Origin of the sequence: Scytonema hankhaensis NUACC26, assembly GCF_045865695.1 — a bacterium.
In the GTDB taxonomy this organism is placed as follows: domain Bacteria; phylum Cyanobacteriota; class Cyanobacteriia; order Cyanobacteriales; family Nostocaceae; genus Scytonema.
Genome location: NZ_BAACAP010000167.1, coordinates 13064 through 34573 on the forward strand (window position 1 = coordinate 13064; position 21510 = coordinate 34573).

At 41.7% G+C, this 21510-nt stretch carries 16 protein-coding genes and 1 pseudogene; 9 read left to right on the plus strand and 8 right to left on the minus strand.

Annotation, left to right across the window (positions count from 1 at the left end; genetic code table 11):
• Nucleotides 1-274: 274 nt before the first annotated feature.
• The 6 genes from ACKTT2_RS14015 (at nt 275) to ACKTT2_RS14040 (ending at nt 8398) form a co-directional block, all read left to right on the plus strand.
• A complete protein-coding gene (locus ACKTT2_RS14015) occupies nt 275-793 on the plus strand; it encodes a peptidoglycan-binding domain-containing protein (protein WP_407887787.1) in 519 nt (172 codons plus the stop codon).
• 44 nt (nt 794-837) lie between these two features.
• Nucleotides 838-1638, plus strand: coding sequence for a class I SAM-dependent methyltransferase (locus tag ACKTT2_RS14020; protein WP_407887789.1), 801 nt, complete (start codon nt 838-840; stop codon nt 1636-1638).
• A gap of 254 nt (nt 1639-1892) precedes the next feature.
• Nucleotides 1893-4457, plus strand: coding sequence for a dynamin family protein (locus ACKTT2_RS14025; RefSeq protein ID WP_407887791.1), 2565 nt, complete (start codon nt 1893-1895; stop codon nt 4455-4457).
• Complete coding sequence (locus ACKTT2_RS14030; RefSeq protein WP_407887794.1) at nt 4458-4634, plus strand: DUF6888 family protein; 177 nt, start codon at nt 4458-4460, stop codon at nt 4632-4634.
• Nucleotides 4631-4825, plus strand: a complete 195-nt coding sequence (locus ACKTT2_RS14035) for a DUF6887 family protein (RefSeq protein ID WP_407887796.1) — start codon at nt 4631-4633, stop codon at nt 4823-4825. Before ACKTT2_RS14030 ends, ACKTT2_RS14035 begins: the two co-directional genes overlap by 4 nt.
• A gap of 159 nt (nt 4826-4984) precedes the next feature.
• Nucleotides 4985-8398 carry a molecular chaperone gene (locus ACKTT2_RS14040; protein ID WP_407887798.1) on the plus strand — a complete coding sequence of 1138 codons (3414 nt, stop codon included), beginning with the start codon at nt 4985-4987 and terminating at the stop codon, nt 8396-8398.
• A gap of 144 nt (nt 8399-8542) precedes the next feature.
• Here ACKTT2_RS14040 and ACKTT2_RS14045 read toward each other — a convergent pair whose 3' ends face one another.
• Nucleotides 8543-8854, minus strand: a complete 312-nt coding sequence (locus ACKTT2_RS14045) for a hypothetical protein (RefSeq protein WP_407887800.1) — start codon at nt 8852-8854, stop codon at nt 8543-8545.
• Between the two features lie 279 nt (nt 8855-9133).
• On the opposite strand from ACKTT2_RS14045, the gene ACKTT2_RS14050 reads away from it, so the two are divergent.
• Both ACKTT2_RS14050 and ACKTT2_RS14055 read left to right on the plus strand, forming a co-directional pair.
• Nucleotides 9134-10276: a hypothetical protein gene (locus tag ACKTT2_RS14050; RefSeq protein WP_407887836.1), complete on the plus strand. Its 1143-nt coding sequence runs from the start codon at nt 9134-9136 to the stop codon at nt 10274-10276.
• 60 nt (nt 10277-10336) lie between these two features.
• Nucleotides 10337-10726, plus strand: coding sequence for a YkvA family protein (locus ACKTT2_RS14055; protein ID WP_407887802.1), 390 nt, complete (start codon nt 10337-10339; stop codon nt 10724-10726).
• Nucleotides 10727-11295: 569 nt separating this feature from the next.
• Here ACKTT2_RS14055 and ACKTT2_RS14060 read toward each other — a convergent pair.
• The 6 genes and pseudogenes from ACKTT2_RS14060 to ACKTT2_RS14085 form a co-directional block, all read right to left on the minus strand.
• Nucleotides 11296-13977: a DEAD/DEAH box helicase gene (locus ACKTT2_RS14060; protein WP_407887804.1), complete on the minus strand. Its 2682-nt coding sequence runs from the start codon at nt 13975-13977 to the stop codon at nt 11296-11298.
• Nucleotides 13978-14196: 219 nt separating this feature from the next.
• Entirely contained in the window at nt 14197-15009 is an 813-nt protein-coding gene (gene proC / locus ACKTT2_RS14065) for a pyrroline-5-carboxylate reductase (protein WP_407887806.1), read from the minus strand.
• Nucleotides 15010-15099: 90 nt separating this feature from the next.
• A complete protein-coding gene (locus ACKTT2_RS14070) occupies nt 15100-15693 on the minus strand; it encodes a cell division protein SepF (protein WP_407887808.1) in 594 nt (197 codons plus the stop codon).
• Between the two features lie 456 nt (nt 15694-16149).
• A complete protein-coding gene (locus ACKTT2_RS14075) occupies nt 16150-16824 on the minus strand; it encodes a YggS family pyridoxal phosphate-dependent enzyme (RefSeq protein ID WP_407887810.1) in 675 nt (224 codons plus the stop codon).
• Nucleotides 16821-17099, minus strand: a complete 279-nt coding sequence (gene pipX, locus ACKTT2_RS14080) for a transcriptional coactivator PipX (RefSeq protein WP_407887812.1) — start codon at nt 17097-17099, stop codon at nt 16821-16823. Before pipX ends, ACKTT2_RS14075 begins: the two co-directional genes overlap by 4 nt.
• A gap of 170 nt (nt 17100-17269) precedes the next feature.
• Nucleotides 17270-18923: pseudogene (locus ACKTT2_RS14085) on the minus strand (anthranilate synthase component I).
• Between the two features lie 163 nt (nt 18924-19086).
• Here ACKTT2_RS14085 and rfbC point away from each other — a divergent pair.
• Nucleotides 19087-19632 (plus strand): dTDP-4-dehydrorhamnose 3,5-epimerase, encoded by a 546-nt coding sequence (rfbC, locus tag ACKTT2_RS14090; protein WP_407887815.1) that lies wholly within the window; start codon nt 19087-19089, stop codon nt 19630-19632.
• Between the two features lie 159 nt (nt 19633-19791).
• On the opposite strand, the gene ACKTT2_RS14095 is transcribed toward rfbC, so the two are convergent.
• On the minus strand, nt 19792-21411 hold the full coding sequence (locus ACKTT2_RS14095; RefSeq protein ID WP_407887817.1) for a PPC domain-containing protein: 1620 nt from the start codon (nt 21409-21411) through the stop codon (nt 19792-19794).
• Nucleotides 21412-21510 lie beyond the last annotated feature (99 nt).

Below are 21510 nucleotides of genomic sequence, written 5' to 3' on the forward strand. Positions count from 1 at the left end.
GTTAATTTTTGTGTAGTATAGCTGGTCTGACTCCCTTTGGGTTCTCAAATTACCGATCTTTGTAGGTAGGGCTAAAGCCCACCGATAGCGAATGGTGGGCTTTAGCCCTACCTACGTGCTACGTGCATTCCCAACCTCTGGCTAGGAACCAGAGAGTAACGAGTGAGGAGCGCCACTCCTTATTTGGAGACATGGGTACCTAGAGTGAATGCGGATTTGCTCAGAACTTTCTTGAAGCTTTTATTTAGCGAGCATTTTTCAAGGAGGCTTTACATTGCAAACCTCAACTTATACTAGCCGACCTATCTTAAAACGAGGTTCTACTGGTTCAGCAGTGGAAGAATTACAAGAACTTTTAAAGAGAAGGATTCCTATTCTTGAGTGTATCGATTACTTAGACGTTAACGGTATCTTTTGCAAGGCTACTGAAGTTGCTGTCAAAGTTTTCCAATTTCGTGTTTTTCTGGAAGATGATGGTATTGTCGGTCGTAAAACCTGGGAAGCTCTTGATGTAGGTCAACGCTTAAACTTACCGCTATTACGTTACGGTAGCAGTGGGAAGGATGTTACTAAAGTTCAAAATGTACTTAAATTTACTTCTAATGCTCAAGATTATATGGGTTTTCACGGTTATTATTTCGGGGCTATTGATGGCGAATTTGGTTTAAAGACCGAACAAGCAGTGAAATTATTCCAAGAGGAACAAGAACAGTTGGTAGATGGGGTTATTGGTACTAAGACTTGGAAAGAGTTAATGAATTTAGCGGGTATTATTAGTAATACTGATTTGTAGAATGAGTATCAGTGTTTGTATCGGCTCAAAAACCGTAATTTGATATGAAGAAATTCAATTATTACGATCGCATTGCACAAATCTACGACCAAACACGTTGGTTGACAGAATCAGTGGCGGAAGAAGTAGCAGACTTTATTCTCGATCTGACTCGTGCAACACCTGAGATCTCTTTTCTAGAACCAGGAGTGGGGACAGGTTTAAATGTTCTTCCTCTTGTCAGACGTGGTTATTCCGTCACAGGAATGGATATCTCTGAAGAAATGCTGTCTCGGTTCCGTCAAAAAATAAATGGAACTCCTTCTAATTTAACATTGCTTAATACAGATGCCTCGCGATTACCTTTTCCAGATCACAGTTTTAATGTTGTCTTAACTGTTCACATGATTCATACTCTCTCTGATTGGAGAGCATTTTTAGATGATATCGATCGCGTGCTAAAACCTGAAGGCTTTTATCTCAACTGTCAGTGGATAACTCCACCAAAGCGGAAAGAGTTTGAAGATTATTTTCGAGCAATATTGTCCGAGTATAAAGGTGACAAGCAAGAGCCAAAAAACGTAGATGTAGCTATCCAAGAAATAGACGTGGATAAATATCTAAACAGCAAAGGATATATATCAAATTATTTTATTGCAAAACAATGGGCTGTTAATAACACTGTTGAGGAGCTATTAAGTTTCTTCAAATTACGGGCATATGGCTTTTGTTGGCAAGTATCAGATGAGATATTTTCCCAGAGTCTCAATGAGTTTGAAGAGTTTTGTGTTGAACATTATGGCTCTCTGGAAACGGTTCTCTCTTCCGATGCTAAATTTGAAATCTGGGCTTATAGAATCAGGTGAAATTAGCAAAAATCAAATTACAAAAATCCCCTCACATTGGAAATGTGGACGGCAGGCGCTTTAACGGGGGTCTTCGGGGTCCCCTCTGGGGATGGGGGGAGACCCCCGCAACGCGCTGCCTCGGCTATACAATTGTAAGGGGCGGAACATCAGGAATGTCGTTCGCTATATCCTCAAGCCCTGCAATACTTTATATTTCATCCTTCATACTTTATATTTCATCCTTTAAACTTAGATCTAAATTAGGAATGGGTATGAGAAGCGACATGGCAGTAGAACAATTACGCCGCTACAAAGAATATGGGGAATCTGTACTTCAGAGTTTAGATTTAGTATCGCAAAACCCACCTCCCAAGGATAACTGGGTACCAACAACCATTCACGAGAGCATACAGCGCCTAGAGCAATCGGCTAAGAGAGTTGTAGAACTTGCTTCTTCTCCTGTCAAAATCGGGATTATGGGAGAATTCAGCAGTGGAAAAACATTGCTTTTGGGCAGTCTCATTGGTTATTCTGATGCTTTGCCCGTAAGTGAAACTCCCACAACGGGTAATGTCACCGCGATTCACCTCGTTCAACAATCAGATTTACAAACTACGAAAATTAGTCAGTTTACAGTTGAATATCTTTCTCACGGAGGAGTCAAAGTGTGCCTGTGTTATATGCTAGAAGAGGCAGAACAACGGGCAAAAGCTGTCAATTTACCAGCATCGGAACTTGCTCTTTTGAAAGGTTTGTACCCAACAACCCAGATTGATAGTAACGGGATTATAAGATGGTGCGAGCAAGCGTGGAAAATTCAAAGCTTGGAGTTAAAAGCTCTATTACGAGAACTGGTGCTTTTTGTTCGTACCTATAGCGTATATGGAGAAGATATTTGCGGTAAAACCTACCAGATTGATAGCACTACCGCTCATAAAGGATTAAGGTTGGCTGAGCCGCCTATGAATCTTTTAGAACTAAGTTTTGACCAATTACCTCCACCTCCCAAACCTTGGGAAACTTTAGCACAGCCATCAGCTAAAGATTTAAAGAATAGTTTTTCCCTCATCCGTCGCGTTGACGTGACGGTTGTTGTGTCAAAACAAATTTGGGATTTATCTTCCTTACAAGGGACAAATGAATTTATTCTCTTAGACTTTCCAGGATTGGGGGCTGCTGATTCTGGTGTACGAGACGCTTTTTTGTGTCTACGGGAATTGAGAGATGTACAAACTATTCTGCTACTCCTCAATGGTCGATACCCTGGTGGAGTCACTGCTACAAAAATCCGTAGTATGTTGGAACGGGATAAGGGACAAGACCTAAGAGATCGGATTATAGTCGGTGTGGGACGCTTTAATCAAATTCCTCTCAGTGGAAGTGATGAGCGATCGCTTGACGACCTATTAGACGAGCCACTCCTGTCAGAAGAAACTGTTCTCGAACAGCTTAACATTCTCAAACTTACCATTGCTAGTGCTAGTAATTTGACAACAGAAAAAAAGAATATTGTCTTGCTGTCACAACTCTATGGGTTAACCAAACTAGCAGAACAATCTTCTTTACTACAAGTTTCCTCAAGAGAATTTTTATCAGAACTGGACAAACCAAACAAACCAGATGAACTTCAACTGAGAGAGAAATGGCGACAACTCAGTGAAATGCTACCGCCTTCGAGTTACTTACACAAACAATTGAGCAATTATGCTGAAGATGGCGGTATTAATAGATTGCGTTCTTTACTCAAGGAACACGTAGCTTTGCATGGAATGAAGCAACTTGTAGAAGATACAAAAAAAGCAGTTGAGGCTTTGAGAAAAGAGCAAAACAACCTGAAAAACCTGTTAGAAAATATTCCAGCTTACATACCAGTCGTTGAAAGCCCTATTTTTCTCACATTAAGAGAAGCAATAGAAAACTTAGTCACAACATACAGACAATTCCAAGAAGATTTAGACAAACAACCCATTTTAATTAATCGGAATAATGTAGCTGTTAGCGATATTGTCAAAGACGAGCTAACAAATAAAATCTTTTTTGAATGGAGCGAGTGGACGTTACTTTTTGACAGAACTAAAAATGGAACGATTGTTTTAACAGAAAGTGAAAGCTTTTTTGAAGAAGATGAAGTTGATGATTCAATTCCTACAAAAAGTGATGATTTTTACTCAGCCTTTGTTCAAACCATTCAAGATATGCAAGCCTTTGCTCACGAATGCACCACAGAAGCAGTGACAGATTTGTTTGGCAAATTATCCACGGATGTACAACAAGAAAGAGAGAAACTCAGCCCAATTTTATCACAAGACAAAGAATCTTCTATTGAGAAGAAATTTGGTAGAAGCCAAGTTCGCTTGTTTAGGAACTTACTACGTGCGATCGAACCCGCTCAAAGATGGCAAAACCTAATTATCCAACATAGCGGACTAGCAGGAGATGCAGTTCCCGTGCATGCAGAAGCTCTATTCCCCCTAGCACGTAAAGACGAGCGCCATCAAAACGGTCAAATTTTTGATTGGAGTCCAGATAAAAAATTCATGGTTTCTCCAAGACCATTTAATCATCAAGTTGCTGTCTTAAGATTGCGAGATGAAATAACTGCAAGTGCGGGATTGCATTTAGTACAGTACGTTAGTCAACTGACTAAACAAGTCAAACTCTCTTTCTCCAAAGCATTAAAAGAAATTGTAGACAATCTGCAAGAACTTTTAAAATCCAAACACGAACCCCTACTACGACATATCGCCTCTGCAGAAGCACAAACCTCAGCCTCCATTCCACCTTGGTTAGAAACGTTGTCTCAAATTCCTGCTATTTCTTATCCAGAGGAAATTTAGATGGAACCAACAGTGGAACAGTTGAAAACATACTGGCGTATGTCGTTAAATGCAAGCAATCTACTTCAACCAATTAACTTTGTTAGACTAGATGAAAGAAACAATCGCATTGTTATGCTTGTGGCGGATACGATACAAATAGAAATTTATCCCAATGGAAAGGTAACTGTCCAATGACTAAACTTAATTACAATGCAATGTCCGATAACGACTTGCTTAACTATGTTAAACAACATCCCGAAGATAACGAAGCTTTCTACACATACATTGATAGAAAACGTGCTGCTAATCCCAATCCAAAACCTATGTCAGTAGAAGAAGCTGAAGTTGAATTACAACGGCGAGTTAGTCAGCATCAAGCTAGCTAGTAGGATGAGCAATTCCACTTTTATGAAGTATGGGAAGAAATATCAACCGCAGCCTGTAGCAGACGGACGCGGATAAATTTGATTGTCACTCGGTTGGGAACTGCTATACTAACTCTTCTCCTAATCGCCAATCCCCAATCCCCAATCCCCAATAAAAAAATGCCAGTTAAAATCGAACTATTAAATCGTTACCAATTACGCCTAAAAGACGGCGATCTTTTACTGCTACCCGTCATTGAAATTAAACCAACTGATAACTCCAACTTACCCCACATTTCCAGAATTGATATTTCTGTCACTGGAATACCTGAAGATTTGGCACAGGGAATACACTCAGCTTACAAAAGTGTCAACTTTAGTACGGGTAAATTATTAAAACTAACAACTCCACAAAGATTAAAGCAAGTTGATTGCAGGTGGGATCGACCTTTACCAATGCGCGTTAACTGCATTCTATTAGTTACTGTGGAATATTTTGATTCTGATGAGGTCGGTATCCCCAAAATGTTTTCTACAAAAATTGCTGTAGCTGAATGTAATATATGGACTAGCGCACCAGTCGAAGAGATAGAAATTAAAACTTCAACCCCACTTATAACACCACCACCGCCAGAACTCTTTTTTAAAGCCGAACTAATGCCAGAAATGCAAAAGCCAGAAATTTCCTATCCAGGTTGGTTTGCCATAGATTTTGGTACGTCTAATTCTACAATTACACTGTACGATCCCAAGGTGATTGTAACTCCAGATAGTTTTCCTAACGAGCAAGAAGCACGATTGCGGGAACGGATGGCATCATGGCTGAATCACCAACCTGTGGATAACATACCGGGTGTGAGTCGGGATGCGTGGGAACAAGAATGGCAAAAGTTTCTAACAGAATTGAGCAAAGATTTGAAAGAAATTAATTCTGTCACTCGGCACAATTTGGGAGAGCGACTTTTTCGGGGTGTGAATAATATTGATTTGTTAGAAACTATCAGGCAAATCGAAATTTGTTTGAGCAAACGCCTGAGTTGGTTTCGTCGTGCTGCAAGCAAACGTCTGAATCAAATCTATCACGAAGTTTTCCGCGTACCTCCCTTAGAATGGCAAAGTTTAATACCAGTAGAATTAGATAAAGATCGCCGTTTGAATGAAATTTCTAGTGAGTTAGAAGTTTCTCATTTGGAACCGTCTCTCCCAAAAAATGACCGAGCAAAAGTTAAAGTGGTTTTGGGAGAACAAGCAAAGCAGCACAGGTTAGATGCAATTAGAAATGGAGAGGAAATTGAAGGTAGGTTCCTGCATTCTCCTAAACGTTACTTTGGACAAGAACGTTCTTTCCAAATTACACTGAATGGAAACTCGGAAAGTATTGAAGTTAATAAACTGCTTCAAGCAGCTTATGCTCAACTTATAGAGTTAACTGAGAAGTACCGCCAACGTTATCCCGGTAGATGTTCTGAAGGAAAATTCTATCGCGCCGTCGTGACCTATCCAACAATTGCTTCACCGTTTGTACGCCGTGAAATTGAGAATTTGGTGAGACAATTGGATATCGAAGATGTACAGATGGCTTACGATGAAGCTATATCAGTCGCCCTCTTTTTTCTCTGGCGGGAATTTGGTGGCGATCTCAATGTAGGGATTGAGTCGTTTAAAACCCGTTGCCGTTATAATGGGGACAAATGGTGGCAAAATGTCCTGGTTTTAGATATTGGTGGCGGAACTACTGACCTAGCACTGATTCGCTTAACGTTGGAAGAAATTAATCCTTTTGAGCCAGGAGAAGATCGAGGTGATGGCGGAAGATATTACAAACTAACTCCTAAATTGTTGGGTTCTTCCGGTCATTTGCAATTGGGTGGTGAGTTGATTACTCTACGGTTGTTTTTGTTACTGAAAGCTGCGATCGCAGACTGTTTGCTGACTGCTGTTGTCCGAGAACAACTAGACAAGGATGTTTTAAAAGTACAACCAGAAGAGTTAAGCGATTACTTCCTAGATAATGGCAAATATCTATCTGGTAGTTTATTAGCGTATGTTGATAAAGAAATTCGAGAAGGCGATGCGTACAAAGACGCCTTAAACGCTGCGGAAAAAGTGATTCCCACTCGTTGGAAATATGCATCATCCCGCGCCCAAACTTTTTACACTCTTTGGGAACAAGCAGAGAACGCGAAAATTACACTCGGTCAAAAGCGATCGCAAGATGCTCCCGAACCAGTGTTTGTCTTAGATGGGCAAAAAATCTTTGAGCTTCTGCAACAAAATGATATTCAGCTACCGAGCGAAGCAATAGACACCCTCAGTGTAACCCTGACAGTCAAGCAATTTGAAAGAGCCGTCTCTCCCGTTATTCGAGAAGCGAATGGAATTGCTCAAGGTTTAATCGAGAATGCTTTTGGAAGCAAGCTACCAGAATCTCAGAATTCCCAAAATAACAAAGAGCAAGTCGATTGGTTTATTTTGTCAGGAAAAACCTGCAATTTAGAATTAGTTAGTCGAGAACTTTATCGAGTTTTTAGCAAGTCAGATTATTTTGTTTGGAATGATGAGCGAGTCACCTTTGAACCAGAATATACAAAGCTAGCAACTTCTGCAGGAGCTTGTTTTGCCGAGAAAATTAGACAACTTGGTTTCTCTCCAAAAGATTCAAAAGAATTGCTACGTAGAGGAGCAAACCAGCTCTACATAGATGTCAGGAATTTATTTTATTTCCTGCCATGCTCCTTTAAAAGAGAAGTGATTGGAGGAAATTTAGACCCCATTTTTCAAGCTGGTCAAGAACTTTATCAATTTCAAAGTAATGACTCACTAGCAAGATTTCGTAGTAGTTGGCAAGGGATGCAATTAACGAATAATATTATTCGTCAGGATTTTGAAAATATCAAGCCTCAACTTTGGGGAAGCTACAATGGTGAAGCGCTGAGAAGAAAACTTAACATGAGTGAGGAAGATTTTAAAAACCTCATCAAAGTTCAGTTTGAAATTAATCAAAAGCTTGATATAGATTTGCTACTTTGCCAAGGAAATCCACACTACTTAATTCCGGTTAATATTCCTTGCTTGGATGCAGCAAAAGCGATTTCAATATCAACAGTTATTTCTGACGATCGCTATGTTGTTTGTGATATTGCTGTTAACATTGCTGAATCTGCAAATGCTTTAAAAACAGATGCTCATACTGTTATCTTTCAAGCTGAGAAAGACTACAGTAACGAGCTAAGAGTTTTTTGCTATGATGATGGAGACGTACAACCGAAAGGCAAGGGATTAATTACTGAATTACCTGCATTTCCAGCCAGTGGAAAACATACTTTTTACTTTCAATTCCACAATCCACAATCTAATAAATGGGAACTCATCGGTCAATTATCAGAACCAGAAGTGAAAACCGAATATCCCTGCCGATATTATGTTTCTTTAAATGAAAAAGGTATTCTGAGAGTGCATGCATTTGAAGTTCCTTACTTAACTTCATTAGATCCAGATTGCCTTAAACAAGAAGGATATGTTTTTCGAGATACCCTCCAAGCCCAACCTAATGATGTAACAGCAGAACGCGATCCGTTTTCTGGAGAACACTGAATTTTAAATTGATTAATTCATACTTACGCCACAAGGTTCATAATACTATGGCAGTGGGGTGATAGGCTGTGATTTCAGTATAACGAGTAAAGTCATCGGTATTAAAAGTAATAATATCGGTGACGCCATGAACACACATAGCAGCTAAATGCTTTCGCGTGTAAACGCTTCTGGTGGTAAAACGGGTATTTCTGATGCGCGAGTTGTCAAGATTTTTAGATCGTCTTCCCATTGTTGAGGGTCAAAAGAACGCTTTTTTTCTTGAGGGGAAAATAAGTGTTTTTGGTCTTCTGATGTGCCTTCTATAGAAGGTTGCATGGATGAGCCATAAATATCCCGTTCAATCAAATGACGGATATAGGCGGCTCGATCGCCACCTTGTTGACGAACCCGCTCGTCAATCAGGTGTAGCAGAGGCTCGGTTATTCCCGTCACCGAAATGATATTATCGTTCATGCTGTGTTTTCCTTTCATGACGTAATGCCTAATTGACGAGACAGCGCACATGGCGTTGTGGCATATTTTTCCTTATTTGTCTAGTATATCAAAGATGAGGGATTGCCGCCGGAATTAAAATTTTATGACACACCTTTACAGAGCTAGCAATGCCAACTCTAAGCTTGGGAATGTCTTTCTCAAGGCTCTCCCTCTGGTAAACTTAATGGAGGTATAGTCCTCCGCTTGAGCATTTCCACGCAGAGCATGGGAACAAGGAAAGGACAAAACGGAGGAATTATGCAGCACCTGAGCAAGTTATTGGAAATTGAAAACTCAAATTTAGCTTGGGTACTGCGGTTGGGATTGCACGGACTGCGAACTCAATTACAGGAAGCATTAAAAATGGCAAAGACCGATCCGGGAAATAGCGTCTGCGAGGAGTTGCTGAGGGAATTGGATATTCTTTTGTTCCTTGCAAATACACCGGAATTGATTCATGAAGAAACTAACGCACCTGAAAAAGATGATGCTTCTTGGGAAGATGTGTTGGAACCAGTTGCAAGTGATTTGAAACTCAAACCCATTTGTGAAGCTTTGTTAGTTGACCGAGAATTAATAAATTATATCGGTCGGTATGAATTTAAGAGCACCAATGATGCCGATTTATGGCAAGAGACACAACATCTGCTTCTACGAGTTCCAGAGAAACTAGCTCATACTTGGCAAGAGTATCTTGTAAAAGCGGTAAGTCAAATTGGGATTGTAGAGGATAAAGAATGTTACTCATCTTTGCCCTTTACTCGCCATGAATGTATTTATCCCGGTTTGAGCGGAAAAGTTAAAGCTTCTGGATTGTGGTTTTCGGATCGGGTTGGTTTTGATTCAAGACTCATGGTGGAAAGAAGTGGAGGGGAACTCGATTTTCTTGCAGGAGTTGTTTCTACTTGTCTCAAATTTATTGAAAGCGATCCGTCTGTACATCATGCGCTGAAAAGTGTAGATAGATTTGGGATTCGGTCTTTGAGTGTGGAAGCAGAAAAATCTAAGTACATCACTGCATTGATAGATCGTTTTCGACGAGTTCAAGCAACTGCTGATAATACCGATCCGGCAGTGGCATTGCGTGCGAGACTGGATTTAGATGAAGCAATCCACTCATTCGTTTACTTGCCTTGTAGCGATCGCTTTTCCTGGTGGGGTAAACTACAACAAGAATCCAGGCGTACTCTTGACCAAGTAGTCGAAAAAGCACGCCAAGCCGGACATCAAGTACAGATTCGCCCGTTATGGGGAACCTACGCCGATGTTTTTAATTGGTCTAAAGATGATTTGCAACTCGATATTGGCGGTGTACCGGGGGAAGTTTCTGCTTGTTTGCGAGTTTATGCCAAGATTGATGATGAAGTGCTTCCAGGGCGAGTGCTTTTTCGGTCGTCTTAATTAGTTTGAGCGAGCGCACATTTAATAGTATGCTGCTTAATATGGTGTGTTTGCTCTTTTATGCACTCATTAAAACAGTTTGCCAAGAAACTTAAACAAGAAGTTTATGCTGTTTATCTAGCTAGTAAAGACCATAGAGTTCCTTGGTATACTAGAGCATTAGCAGTAATTATTGTTGCTTATGCTTTCAGCCCTATTGATTTAATTCCAGATCCAATTCCCATACTTGGCTATTTAGACGATTTAATTATTATTCCATTAGGAATTTGGTTACTTCTAAAGTTAATTCCTCCATCTATATTATCCGAATGCCGAGAACGGGCTGAGATAGAAAAGTTGCAAGGTAAACCAATTAACTGGATAGCAGCAGTAGTGATTATAGTTATTTGGCTACTGTTAGGAATTGCGATCGCACTTTTGTTAAATAGTATTTTTGCCCTTGTTAAATAATTTTTATTTAGAAGCCCCTAAGAAACTTTCACATAAAAAAATCTCCCAAAATTTCTTGTGGTACGCAGAGCAGCGCCCCTATCTCAAGCACGGAGACGCACTCGCGTTCGGGGTTCGCCCTAACTCCTTACGGAGACGCTTCGCGAACGGGTTCGCCAGTCACCTGGGCGTGGGAAACCCGCCTACAGCGCGCTTACTCACCAGTCGCTGTGAGTTCGGGAAACCCTCCGGAGAGCGCTGGCTCACCGTGCGGGGGTTACCACCAGTTGAGGCGACTGCGGAGCGTCTCGCCCGACACCACCATAGGACGGGCGAGGACGCCCATCCCACAAGACAGATAACTTATTTATTAGAAATCCCCCTTTATAATTTAGTCCGCGCAGGCGGACTTTGTTTGTATAGCTGCGATTTCTAATCTCTGGGCTAAAAGGGGTTAGAAAAGCGGATTTGGTATCAGCACCTCCTGTGGTTCAGGGTAATTAGATATTGGTGGGCTGTCTTCCCTACCTACTTGTATTTCATAAATAAAATAGGATTGCTATAGCTATCCCCCATAGAATTCAAAAGTGCTATTCCATCACCTCATTAACAGGAAATCTATCAATCAATTGCATTGCACGATTGGCATTACGGTGCAAAGTATCTGACAAATGAGGTACGTGAGGAATTTGTGAAAGTAGATCTAAAGTTCGGCGTAAAATTCGTACCACGTCGCCTTCATCTAAACTTGTACGATCGCATAATTCTACCCACTCCATTCCCAATGCCCACTGTTCTACTAAAGAAACCAAATTAATATATTTAGTTTCCAAACCCACGGGTAGTGCTACACCGTGACGGTATTGCACTTTGAGTACGGAACGCCGAATTTTTTGCAGTCTCGTCCAAGCCTCATCCACTTCAGGGGAGAGATCGAAGTTAACTTTGCTGTCTGGGCGTGGCGATTCAGTCACTAACGCTGCGACTGTCGCTGCTAGATGTTGCGGATCTAAGTTATCTAGTTCCTTACTAGCAAGCACTAAGCCCAACCACAATTCATTTTCTCCGCGAAGGGCTGCAGCACTTTGTCCCAATTCTGTAGGAACCAAATCAACCAGACATTCAAAGTACTGTAGAATTTCAATTAAATTCCGAAATTCCTCCCAATGTCGCTGAGACTCTTGCTCGACTTGCGATCGCAACTCCTCAATTTCTTCTTGCAATTCAGCAACACGGACTTTGCGCTTGGAAAGATTGCTCGCATTGCCAGTGTGATGCAAAGGATGTGCTTCTAATTGCTGCTGTACGGCAACAAGACGGCTCAATTGTTCTGCAACTTCTGGAGCCATATATTCAGTGCTACTGGGGTCAGGAATCTGTTGAGCTATGACTGCTGTTTCCTCATTCCCTGCAAATGTTTGTCCTCTTTTCAAAGGCATCTCCTGTGGTGGCAGAAAATCAGCAGGCACTTCTATTCTCGGTAATTCTGCATGCAAATCCAACACATCGGGGGCTGTCACAACATACCACCGATTATCTCGCCCTAAACAAACTAGATAACTTGTTTGAGAAGAACTTGGTGTTTTCCCCACCAACATGGCTGGAATTGGTGCGGGCATTGTAAAGTTTTTACTCTTGAGACTCAAAAGCGTTCCCGATACGGCAAAGTCTAACATCATTGCCAATTCTTCTTGTCGGGTTTCTTTAGCTTGTTCTTGCAGTGTTTTCAGCAATTGGCGTTCTACTCGTAAGCGTTGCCGTAATTTTTCATACACGACAAGTTCTCCTTCGTCAATCGCTTCTATTTGGGCTTGAAGGTCGGCTAATTGTGTCTCCAAATAATCTATGTACTCGTACTGCGGTTTGAGATGAAGGTTTGCCAAGTATTGCCCAAAACTGCGTTCTATGAGTTCTCTCGATTGTTCCAGCGTATGAGTTTGCAGGAGGTTTAGCACCATGCCGTAACTCGGTGTAAACTGGCTGACTAAGGGATCTGGTTGTGATGTTCCTAGATAAGCTGCTTCCTTTGCTCCTTCAAAAGGAGTTTGCAGCGTCACCACATGACCTCGTTCATCCATCCCTCGACGACCTGCTCTTCCTGCCATTTGCAGAAACTCGGAAGCGTTCAACAATCGATGCCCTGTATCGGTACGCTTGGAGAGGGTAGAAATAACTGTTGTTCTGGCAGGCATATTGATCCCTGCTGCCAAGGTTTCGGTAGCAAAGACAACTTTAATTAGCCCTTGCTGAAACAGTTCTTCTACCAGTACTTTCCAAGCAGGTAACACTCCCGCATGGTGTGCGGCAATACCTCGGTACAACGGTCCGACGTGTCCGGAACGACCTGCATCTGGATTGCGTTTTAAAAATTCGTCAATTTGCCTGCGTAACTGTTGCGCTTCATCCCTATTCACAAGCCATAAGTCGCCAACTTCTCCGACTGCTTTATCACAACCTCGGCGACTGAAGATAAAGTAAATAGCTGGTAGCATATCCCGTTCTTGAAGTTGGGTCAGAATGTAAGTGATTTCAGGTGCTTCAGCTCTTACATTTTTGCCTTTTTCTTTTTCTCCCTTTTTCTTTTTCTTGAGGAGGCGGGGGTTAATTTTGGTTTTGTCATCATTTAATAGAGGAAATAACCCCTTTGTTGTCCCAAAGTGAAATTCTAAAGGGACTGGTCGAAAATCAGAGTAAATTAAGTCTGTTGGTCCGTGGACTTGATTTAACCAGTCTGTCAGTTCGTCACTATTGGCAACTGTTGCTGACAGGGCTACAAGTTGAACTGTTCGAGGACAATATACGATCGATTCTTCCCAAACTGTTCCGCGTTGGCGATCGTTCATATAATGACACTCGTCAAGCACAACTCCCTCAACATCTGCTAAGGAAATTCCAACTTGCCCTATAGGCGTACCATAGAGCATATTGCGAAAAATCTCTGTGGTCATAACCAATATGGACGCATCTCGGTTGATGGAGGCGTCTCCTGTCAACAGTCCAACATTGTCAAAACCAAATTTCTCGCGAAAGTCTCGCAGTTTCTGATTTGAAAGTGCTTTGAGAGGAGTCGTGTAGAAAACTCGCTTTCCTCGCGACAGGGCGCGATAAATAGCATATTCCCCTATTAATGTTTTACCGGAACCAGTGGGCGCACACACAACTACGGAGCGTCCAGCATTCAGAGATGCGATCGCTTCCTTTTGAAACTCGTCTAGTTCAAAAGGGAAGATCGAACTTGGGTCAACTTCAGGAGACAGCGCAGGATAGTTCACTCAATCTTAATTGCAACCATATTAACTACTATATTAACCAGTCTTTTGTCAACTTTGTCAGTTATTGGGGATTGGGGATTGGGGAACTCGGGGTTCCCTCCTTGTTGAGGGGCGATGGGGATTGGGTACTAATTTCTCCTCAGCTAGGAGTAAATAATTTCAGCCTTCACAAATTCCTAGTCCCTAGTCCCTAGTCCCCAGTCCCCAGTCCCCAATCCCTTACTTTCCCAATTCCTGAGATCGTGCTGTGGCTGCTTTGACTGCTTGAATTAAAGCCGAACGAAAAGAAGCTTGCTCTAATTGGGCAATACCAGCAATTGTTGTACCGCCTGGACTGGTAACGCGATCTTTGAGTTCTGCTGGATGAATTTTTGTTTCATGAAGAAGCATTGCTGTTCCGAGTACGGTTTGTAGAGCGAGTTGGTTGGCAATCGCTCTCGGTAAACCTGAGAAGACTCCGCCATCAGCTAGTGCTTCTACCATCAGCGCTACGTAAGCCGGACCCGATCCTGATAGCCCTGTGACTGCATCCATCAAGCTTTCTGAAACTTCTACGACTTCTCCTACTGCCGAAAAGAGTTTTTTTGCTATTTCTTGGTGATGTGCCTTGGTATATGCCCCCATGCATATCGCTGTTATTCCCGCCCCCACTGTTGCAGGAGTGTTTGGCATTGCCCGAATGACGGGTATGTTAGGAAAAGCCGCTTCTAATTGACTGAGAGTTACCCCAGCCAATATGGAAATGACCAAAGGTTTTGAACCTGTGGGTATGACATCTGCTAATTCTTGAGCGATCGCACTAAATACTTGGGGCTTAACCGCCAGAAATAAAACTTCTGCTGCTTGTGTGAAAACCAGACGATTATCTGGTGTCACAGTAACACCGTATTCCTCCTGCAAAAAAACTTGCCGTGAGGGCTGTGGTTCGCTAACAATAACTTCTGATGGTTGGTATATTTTACGAGCCATAAGACGGGATAACAGCGCTTCTCCCATTACCCCGCCGCCTATTAAGCCAAATTTAGTTGTCATCTGTTAATTGTCAATTGTCAATTGTCAATTGTCAATTGTTGTTAGAATTGGGACAAAGGACAAAGGACAAAGGACTCATAATTCACATACTTATTGTGCTACGCGGTTAGCGTCATTGCCCCAGTTTTGATTTGGAGTTGCAGTAGGACGCGGACGTGCGGGTGGTTGGGGAACTTCATGCAGAACTCCCGTTTGAGTGCTAACTTGTACGCAGCTTGGTGTAAACAAGAATATGCTTTCGCCGATACGTTCTTGATGCCCATCGAGTGCGTAAGTTCCACCTGCAACAAAATCTACTGCTCGTTGTGCTTGATCCGGGTCCATAATTGTTAGATTTAACACAACTGACTTACGCTCTCGCAATGCTTGAATCGCCTGAGGCATTTCTTCAAAGGTGCGTGGCTCTAGCACCAATACTTCGGAGATTCCATTCACTGCTCCTGGCATACCAATAACATTACTCATCGGCTTAGAACCTACTGCTATATCATTTCCTATTGTAGGCACAGGTTCGCGCCAACGTCGATTAGCTGGTGTGGGTTCCTGTGGTGTTTGTTGAGTGGCATTTTGTTCCTGATACAGATTTTGGTAACTTTCTGTATCTGGTTCTTCTTCCTCGTAGTAGTACTCTACTGGCTCATTTAAACCAACGAAGTCTCTCAGCTTAGAAAATATGTTGTTCATGGTTTGCGCTCCTAGTGCCAATCACTATTGACTGTAGTAACTTAAATAACTCAGTCAACTCTCACCGCTACAACGGTCATATAACCCAGCGAAATTTTAGCGCTGTTTGTAGCCTTTATGTATGTGTTTTTTTATAAACCGAAAATGCCCCCTGAACTGTGTTGATTCCAAAATCGTGACCCCAAATACAGACAGCTTAAAACACTTGTTCCAAGCCAAGCCATAGTGTAGCCAATAAACCGAATAAATTCGATTTACTACGAATTATTCCATTTCATCGCTACTCTTGCACACAATAATGAGTCCAGATTATAACTTAACTGGAAGGCTAAGGGAAGTTTATCTCACCCTTTTTTTAATCTTTATTTTTTTTTTATCTTTATTCGATTCGGAGACCAGTGAGCTGCTTACTGATTTGTTGGGTTTCGTTCCTCAACCCAACCTACTGGTCACTGGTTACGGAGACAGTCTTTCACCAAAAAGGATTGTTCCCAACCTGACCATTGTTGCACCGGCTTGTATTGCTAGGTGGTAATCGCCTGACATACCCATGCTCAGTTGGTGCATTTTAATGTTAGATAAGTTTTTTTCTTGAATTTCTTTTGCTAGGTCGCGAGTGCGATAAAAAACATTCAGTGTCTCGGAATCATTTAATCTAAGTGGTGGAATTGTCATCAAACCATTAATTTGTAGATTTGTACATTCATCGAGCTGTGATAAATCTTCTAACAACTGTGGTATAGTCCAACCTGACTTGCTGGGATCGCTAAGAATTTTGACTTGCAGGCAAACTAAAGGGCTTCGCCCCAATTGCTGTGCTAATCCATCTAAGCGTTGAGCCAGTTTCAAACTATCTACAGAATGTATCCACTGAAAATGCTCAATGGCAGGCTTTGCTTTGTTACTTTGCACTTTGCCAATAAAGTGCCAAGTAATATCTGGTAAATCTTGCAGTTCAACTTGTTTGATTGCTGCCTCCTGGATGCGATTCTCTCCAAAATCGCGAATTCCGGCAGCATAAGCATGGCGCATCATGTCAGAGGTTACTTGTTTGGTAACAGCAATTAACCGAACTGAACTTGGGAGAGAAGAGCGAATGGCAATAATACGTTCTTGGGGCGAACTACTCATTGGAAGGTGCGTTGGAAAACACTGTGAAGCCGATCGTACTCTTGTGATTGTCCGCTACGCCGTAGATTACGTAAACGGGTTTCCAATAACATTCTTGCTTCCGTGCGTCCAATTGACTGAAATTTGAGACCCTTGGCATCAGTCGTTACTAAAAAGAACAAGCGCTGTGCGTAAAGTGTAGTGAACAGCTCCTGGTTCTCATCTACCATACAAATCTTATAAAGCAAACCCCAAGTTGGATGATTTATGTAAGTTTCCGAGTTTTCTGAGTACATTTAATACTGATTGATGATGGATTTATCAATAAAGGTGCAAAAATTCTGACAGTGATGGATGTATCGCTGAGCTTTTGCTAAAAAGTGCCGTTCGTCGTGTAAAACCATTAGATTTTGTCACGAGCTATTAGTCAAGAGCTATTTCCACCAGAAGTCATTAACTAATAGTTTCAATTACAAGTTCTGGTCTCACCACTCCAAGGCTCTTGATTTAAGACTGCTGCCAGAGCTTGAAGTTGAGCTTGCGCTTTATACAGCGATTCGTACCATTCTCTCTCAGAATCGCTGTCTGCTACAATCCCAGATCCTACTTGTCCCCAGACAGTGTTGATTGGGGAACTCGGGGCCCCCTCTGGGGATAAGGGGCAATGGGGAACTCGGGGCCCCCTCTGGGGATAAGGGGCAATGGGGATTGGTTATTAATACTTCTCCCTTGTCTCCCTTGTCTGCCTTGTCCTCTGTAATACAAGGAGCTAATAGAAGGGTACGGATAAGAATATTTAAGTCTAAGTTACCTCGCCAGTCTAAATAGCCGCAAGAACCGTAGAACAAGCTGCGTCGTGTCGGTTCGAGTTCTTCAATAATTTCCATGCAGCGCACTTTGGGGCAACCCGTAATTGTGCCGCCAGGAAACATGGCACGAATTAAGTCCATAGCGTCACACTCAGATTTTAGAGCACCTTTAATGTTGCTGACAAGATGCATGACGTGGCTGTAACGCTCAATTGTCAATAATTCATCAACACTAACAGTTCCCCATTCACAGACTCGTCCTAAATCATTGCGTTCTAAATCCACAAGCATAATGTGTTCGGCGCGTTCTTTGGTATTGTTAAGTAGTTCTTGCGCCAACTGTCGATCTTCGCTAGGTGTCTTTCCACGCGATCGCGTTCCGGCAATGGGTCTTGTTGATACATAACATTTTGTCTCTCCATATTTTTGTAGTTGTACTAACCTTTCTGGGGAACAACTCACAACTTCTCCCCAAGGAGTTTGCCAGTAGCTTGCAAAAGGGGAAGGATTAATCTGTTGCAAAACCCGGTATACATCCCAACCACAAGCTGTTGTTTGTATTTCAAACCGAAGTGACAGATTTGCCTGAAAAATATCTCCGGCTTGAATATATTTTTTGGCACGATTGACTGCTGCTTCGTACTTTTGTTGAGATACGTGGAAGAAGGGAGTAGAGAGGTTGGGAGGTGAAGCGCTCTGATGACTTAGGGCTGAGGTGGATTTTATTCCCTTATCATCTGCTGCTTTTAACTTCTTCTCAAGCTTATCGAGTCCAACAGGACTACTAGCGGCTAGCCATAAAATTTGCTCTTTGTGGTTTAGGACAGCAAAGCACTCTGGTTCGTACCAAAAGGCTACTGGAAATGGTAGAAGATCGGGTTTATTGAAAGGTAGCTGTTCGATTTCCCATGCCATATCATAGCCCAACCAACCCAACCAGCCTCCTGTGAAGGGGAGAGGGGGATGGGGAGAGGGGGGACTCGGAACCCCCACGGAGTGAGGATAAGGGGTAAGGGGGGAAATGGGGAGAGGGGGGGACTTGTCTCCCTGTGTCCGTAATAACTTGTCTAAAAATGGTAGAACTTCTCCAAGTGGTGGCGTCCACATTCGTGGCACTCCATCAACGATTCGAGGTGCGCCAGCACAAATGGAATATTGAGATAGGTGAGGACAATCTGTTGGTGTTGGGTAAGGGCTTTCCAGTAAAGTGGCAATTTTATATTTGGTGGTATGGCGAAATAAGGTAATGAAAATATCAGAACCTGTACGATTTTCTAAAGGGAGCGATCGCCAATACCAAGGCTTTGTCATCATCTTTTCTCAGAACGAGCCACGAATGCAGTTAAGTATATATGGCAATTGGCTATTTTTGCCAAAATATTTTTCTAAAACCATATTGCACTATGCTGTTAGATACTCAACACATTCAATTATTATCTATATCGTTTAATTTTGAATTGCCAGATTGGGTCTAATGAATATTATCACTACGGAAATCCCTGAAGTTCTCATTATCGAACCAAAAGTCTTTCAAGACGAGCGCGGCTTTTTCTTTGAAGCTTTCAACTACAAAATTTTTACAGAGCAAACTGGTATTTTTGTCAACTTTGTACAAGACAATCACTCGGCTTCAAAACAGTATGTCTTGCGGGGATTGCATTACCAAATCCAACAACCGCAAGGAAAACTTATTCGTGCGATCGCTGGTACTATCTTTGATGTAGCTGTGGACATTAGAAAAAGTTCGCCCACTTTCGGTCGATGGATCGGCTGCGAACTCAGTGATGTTAATAAACGACAATTATGGATATCACCTGGTTTTGCTCATGGTTTTGTTGTCCTTTCGGAAATAGCCGAAGTTCTCTACAAAACTACAGATTACTACGCACCTAAATACGAGCGCTGTATTATTTGGGACGATACCGATTTAGCTATAGATTGGAATTTGACGACTCTACCTATCCTATCTCCCAAAGATGCTGCCGGTCAGTCTTTTAAAACAGCAGATGTTTTTTTATAAGGGCTAATTGCTAATTGCCAAGAGCTCTGCAAAAAATAAATTCGACCTATTGTGGGGTAGACGTCCCCGCATGCCCATGCTTGCTGACGGGCGAGACGCCCGTACTACAAGAGATTTTTGGAGACTTTTTATTGAGAGTCTCTAGCGAGCGATAATCACCTAACCATTAATAATTTCAAGAGTGTAATTAGTATTATCTATGAAGTCAGCAGTATAGACACGAATAAAGTAAGTTCCTGCTCCTAATATTGTATTAATTGCACCATTTCTCCAAGGATTACCATCAGATTGATACCACTTTTCATTGCTATCATATATACCGTTACCATTACTATCAAAAATTAACTCTACGTCTGCATAGCTACTTAAACCACTTAACGAAAGATTAAAGTTGCTAGTTTGGGCTAAACTGAAGCGGTAGTAATCGTTGCGATCGCTACTCCCCACGAAATCTGTAAAACTACGCTTTGTGTTTAAGACGCCAACATCAACGGCTGTCTCAAAAGTGTTACCTGGCTCTTTTGGTGTTGTACGTGGAGCAGCTGTTGCTGATACTCCTAGTGTATAGTTTGTGTTTGTGATTGAGTCAGCACAAAAGATACGAATAAAATAAGTCCCCGCTCCTAGTATCGTGTTAATTGAACCTTGTTGGTTACTACTACCAAAACCGTCGTACAACAGTTCGTTAGAATCGTACACTCCATTACTATTGGCATCAAAAATGACTTCAATATCAGCGTAATCGCTTAAACCCGTCAAGGATAAGTTAAAGTAACTCGTTTGAGTGAGGGTTAAGCGATAATAGTCATTGCGATCGTTCGTACCAATAAACTGATTGGTAAAATTGCGACTACTATTGAGAAAACCGATATTAAAAGCATTACCCAATGTATTGTCATCTCGGTTAGCTGATGGAGAGAGAGAGTCTGATGGAACTGCTAGACGATTTTCCAGAAATCCAAAAATCTCAAAGTGTTGTTGCGCCTGTTGATTGCTGAAGTTTAATGCTTTTAAATCAGAATTATTAGCCAGATAATAACTAACATTAAAGAATTCAGAGGAAGCGCGTCCCTCTTGCAAACCATATTTCTGGAAGTGTTCAAATGCTTGAGTGTTATTAAAACCTACTGCAATTAAGTCACTATGAATGTTACGGTAATAATTGCTATTAAAAGAGACAGACAACCTACGTCCTTCAGTAACACCAAAGGTTTCCAAGTGCTGTAACAATTGAGTGTTATTGAAACCTACAGCCAATAAGTCAGGATTGACAGCCCGATAGATATTGAGATCGATAAATGGTGAAAAGCGGCGTCCTTCCTCCAAACCATAATTGACAAAATGTTGCAACGCTTGGTTGTTATTAAAACCTGACAAGTCACTGTTAACACTACGGTAAAAGTTAAGATTCACAAAAGAAGAGAATTCACGTCCCTCACTCAAACCATAATTTTGGAGATGCTCAAACAGTTGCTCGTTGTTTAAGCTGACTAAATCTCCGTTGTTAGTACGGTAGAAGTTGAAATCAAACAAGAGTGAGAATTTTCTTCCTTCCTGAATACCGTAGTTTTGTAAATGCTCGTAAGCTTGGGAGTTATTAAAATTAGCTAGATCGCTATTACTAGCACGGTAAAAGTTGAGATCTATAAGAGGAGAAAAGTGACGCCCCTCATTTAGACCATAGTTTTGAAAATGCGAATGTAATTGGTTATTATCAAAACCTGCTAAGTCAGGATTAGCAGCACGGTAAAAATTAGCATTAAATAGATTTACGGACATAGTTAAAGTTTAAGAACTTTTTGAAACACTTTCTGTTATCGTTAGTGTTCCCCATGTCCTATAGCTTTTTTTCAGTGTAAATACGGGAAATTACTGTTT

What these genes read in the sequence shown, in the direction of transcription:
- ACKTT2_RS14025 (WP_407887791.1), top strand. Translation starts at nt 1,893, where the DNA reads ATGAGAAGCGACATGGCAGTAGAACAATTACGCCGCTACAAAGAATAT.
- ACKTT2_RS14050 (WP_407887836.1), top strand. Translation starts at nt 9,134, where the DNA reads ATGCAGCACCTGAGCAAGTTATTGGAAATTGAAAACTCAAATTTAGCT.
- ACKTT2_RS14070 (WP_407887808.1), bottom strand. Translation starts at nt 15,693, where the DNA reads ATGAACAACATATTTTCTAAGCTGAGAGACTTCGTTGGTTTAAATGAG.
- ACKTT2_RS14035 (WP_407887796.1), top strand. Translation starts at nt 4,631, where the DNA reads ATGACTAAACTTAATTACAATGCAATGTCCGATAACGACTTGCTTAAC.
- ACKTT2_RS14055 (WP_407887802.1), top strand. Translation starts at nt 10,337, where the DNA reads ATGCACTCATTAAAACAGTTTGCCAAGAAACTTAAACAAGAAGTTTAT.
- ACKTT2_RS14045 (WP_407887800.1), bottom strand. Translation starts at nt 8,854, where the DNA reads ATGAACGATAATATCATTTCGGTGACGGGAATAACCGAGCCTCTGCTA.
- ACKTT2_RS14095 (WP_407887817.1), bottom strand. Translation starts at nt 21,411, where the DNA reads ATGTCCGTAAATCTATTTAATGCTAATTTTTACCGTGCTGCTAATCCT.
- ACKTT2_RS14075 (WP_407887810.1), bottom strand. Translation starts at nt 16,824, where the DNA reads ATGAGTAGTTCGCCCCAAGAACGTATTATTGCCATTCGCTCTTCTCTC.
- rfbC (WP_407887815.1), top strand. Translation starts at nt 19,087, where the DNA reads ATGAATATTATCACTACGGAAATCCCTGAAGTTCTCATTATCGAACCA.
- ACKTT2_RS14020 (WP_407887789.1), top strand. Translation starts at nt 838, where the DNA reads ATGAAGAAATTCAATTATTACGATCGCATTGCACAAATCTACGACCAA.
- proC (WP_407887806.1), bottom strand. Translation starts at nt 15,009, where the DNA reads ATGACAACTAAATTTGGCTTAATAGGCGGCGGGGTAATGGGAGAAGCG.
- pipX (WP_407887812.1), bottom strand. Translation starts at nt 17,099, where the DNA reads ATGTACTCAGAAAACTCGGAAACTTACATAAATCATCCAACTTGGGGT.
- ACKTT2_RS14040 (WP_407887798.1), top strand. Translation starts at nt 4,985, where the DNA reads ATGCCAGTTAAAATCGAACTATTAAATCGTTACCAATTACGCCTAAAA.
- ACKTT2_RS14030 (WP_407887794.1), top strand. Translation starts at nt 4,458, where the DNA reads ATGGAACCAACAGTGGAACAGTTGAAAACATACTGGCGTATGTCGTTA.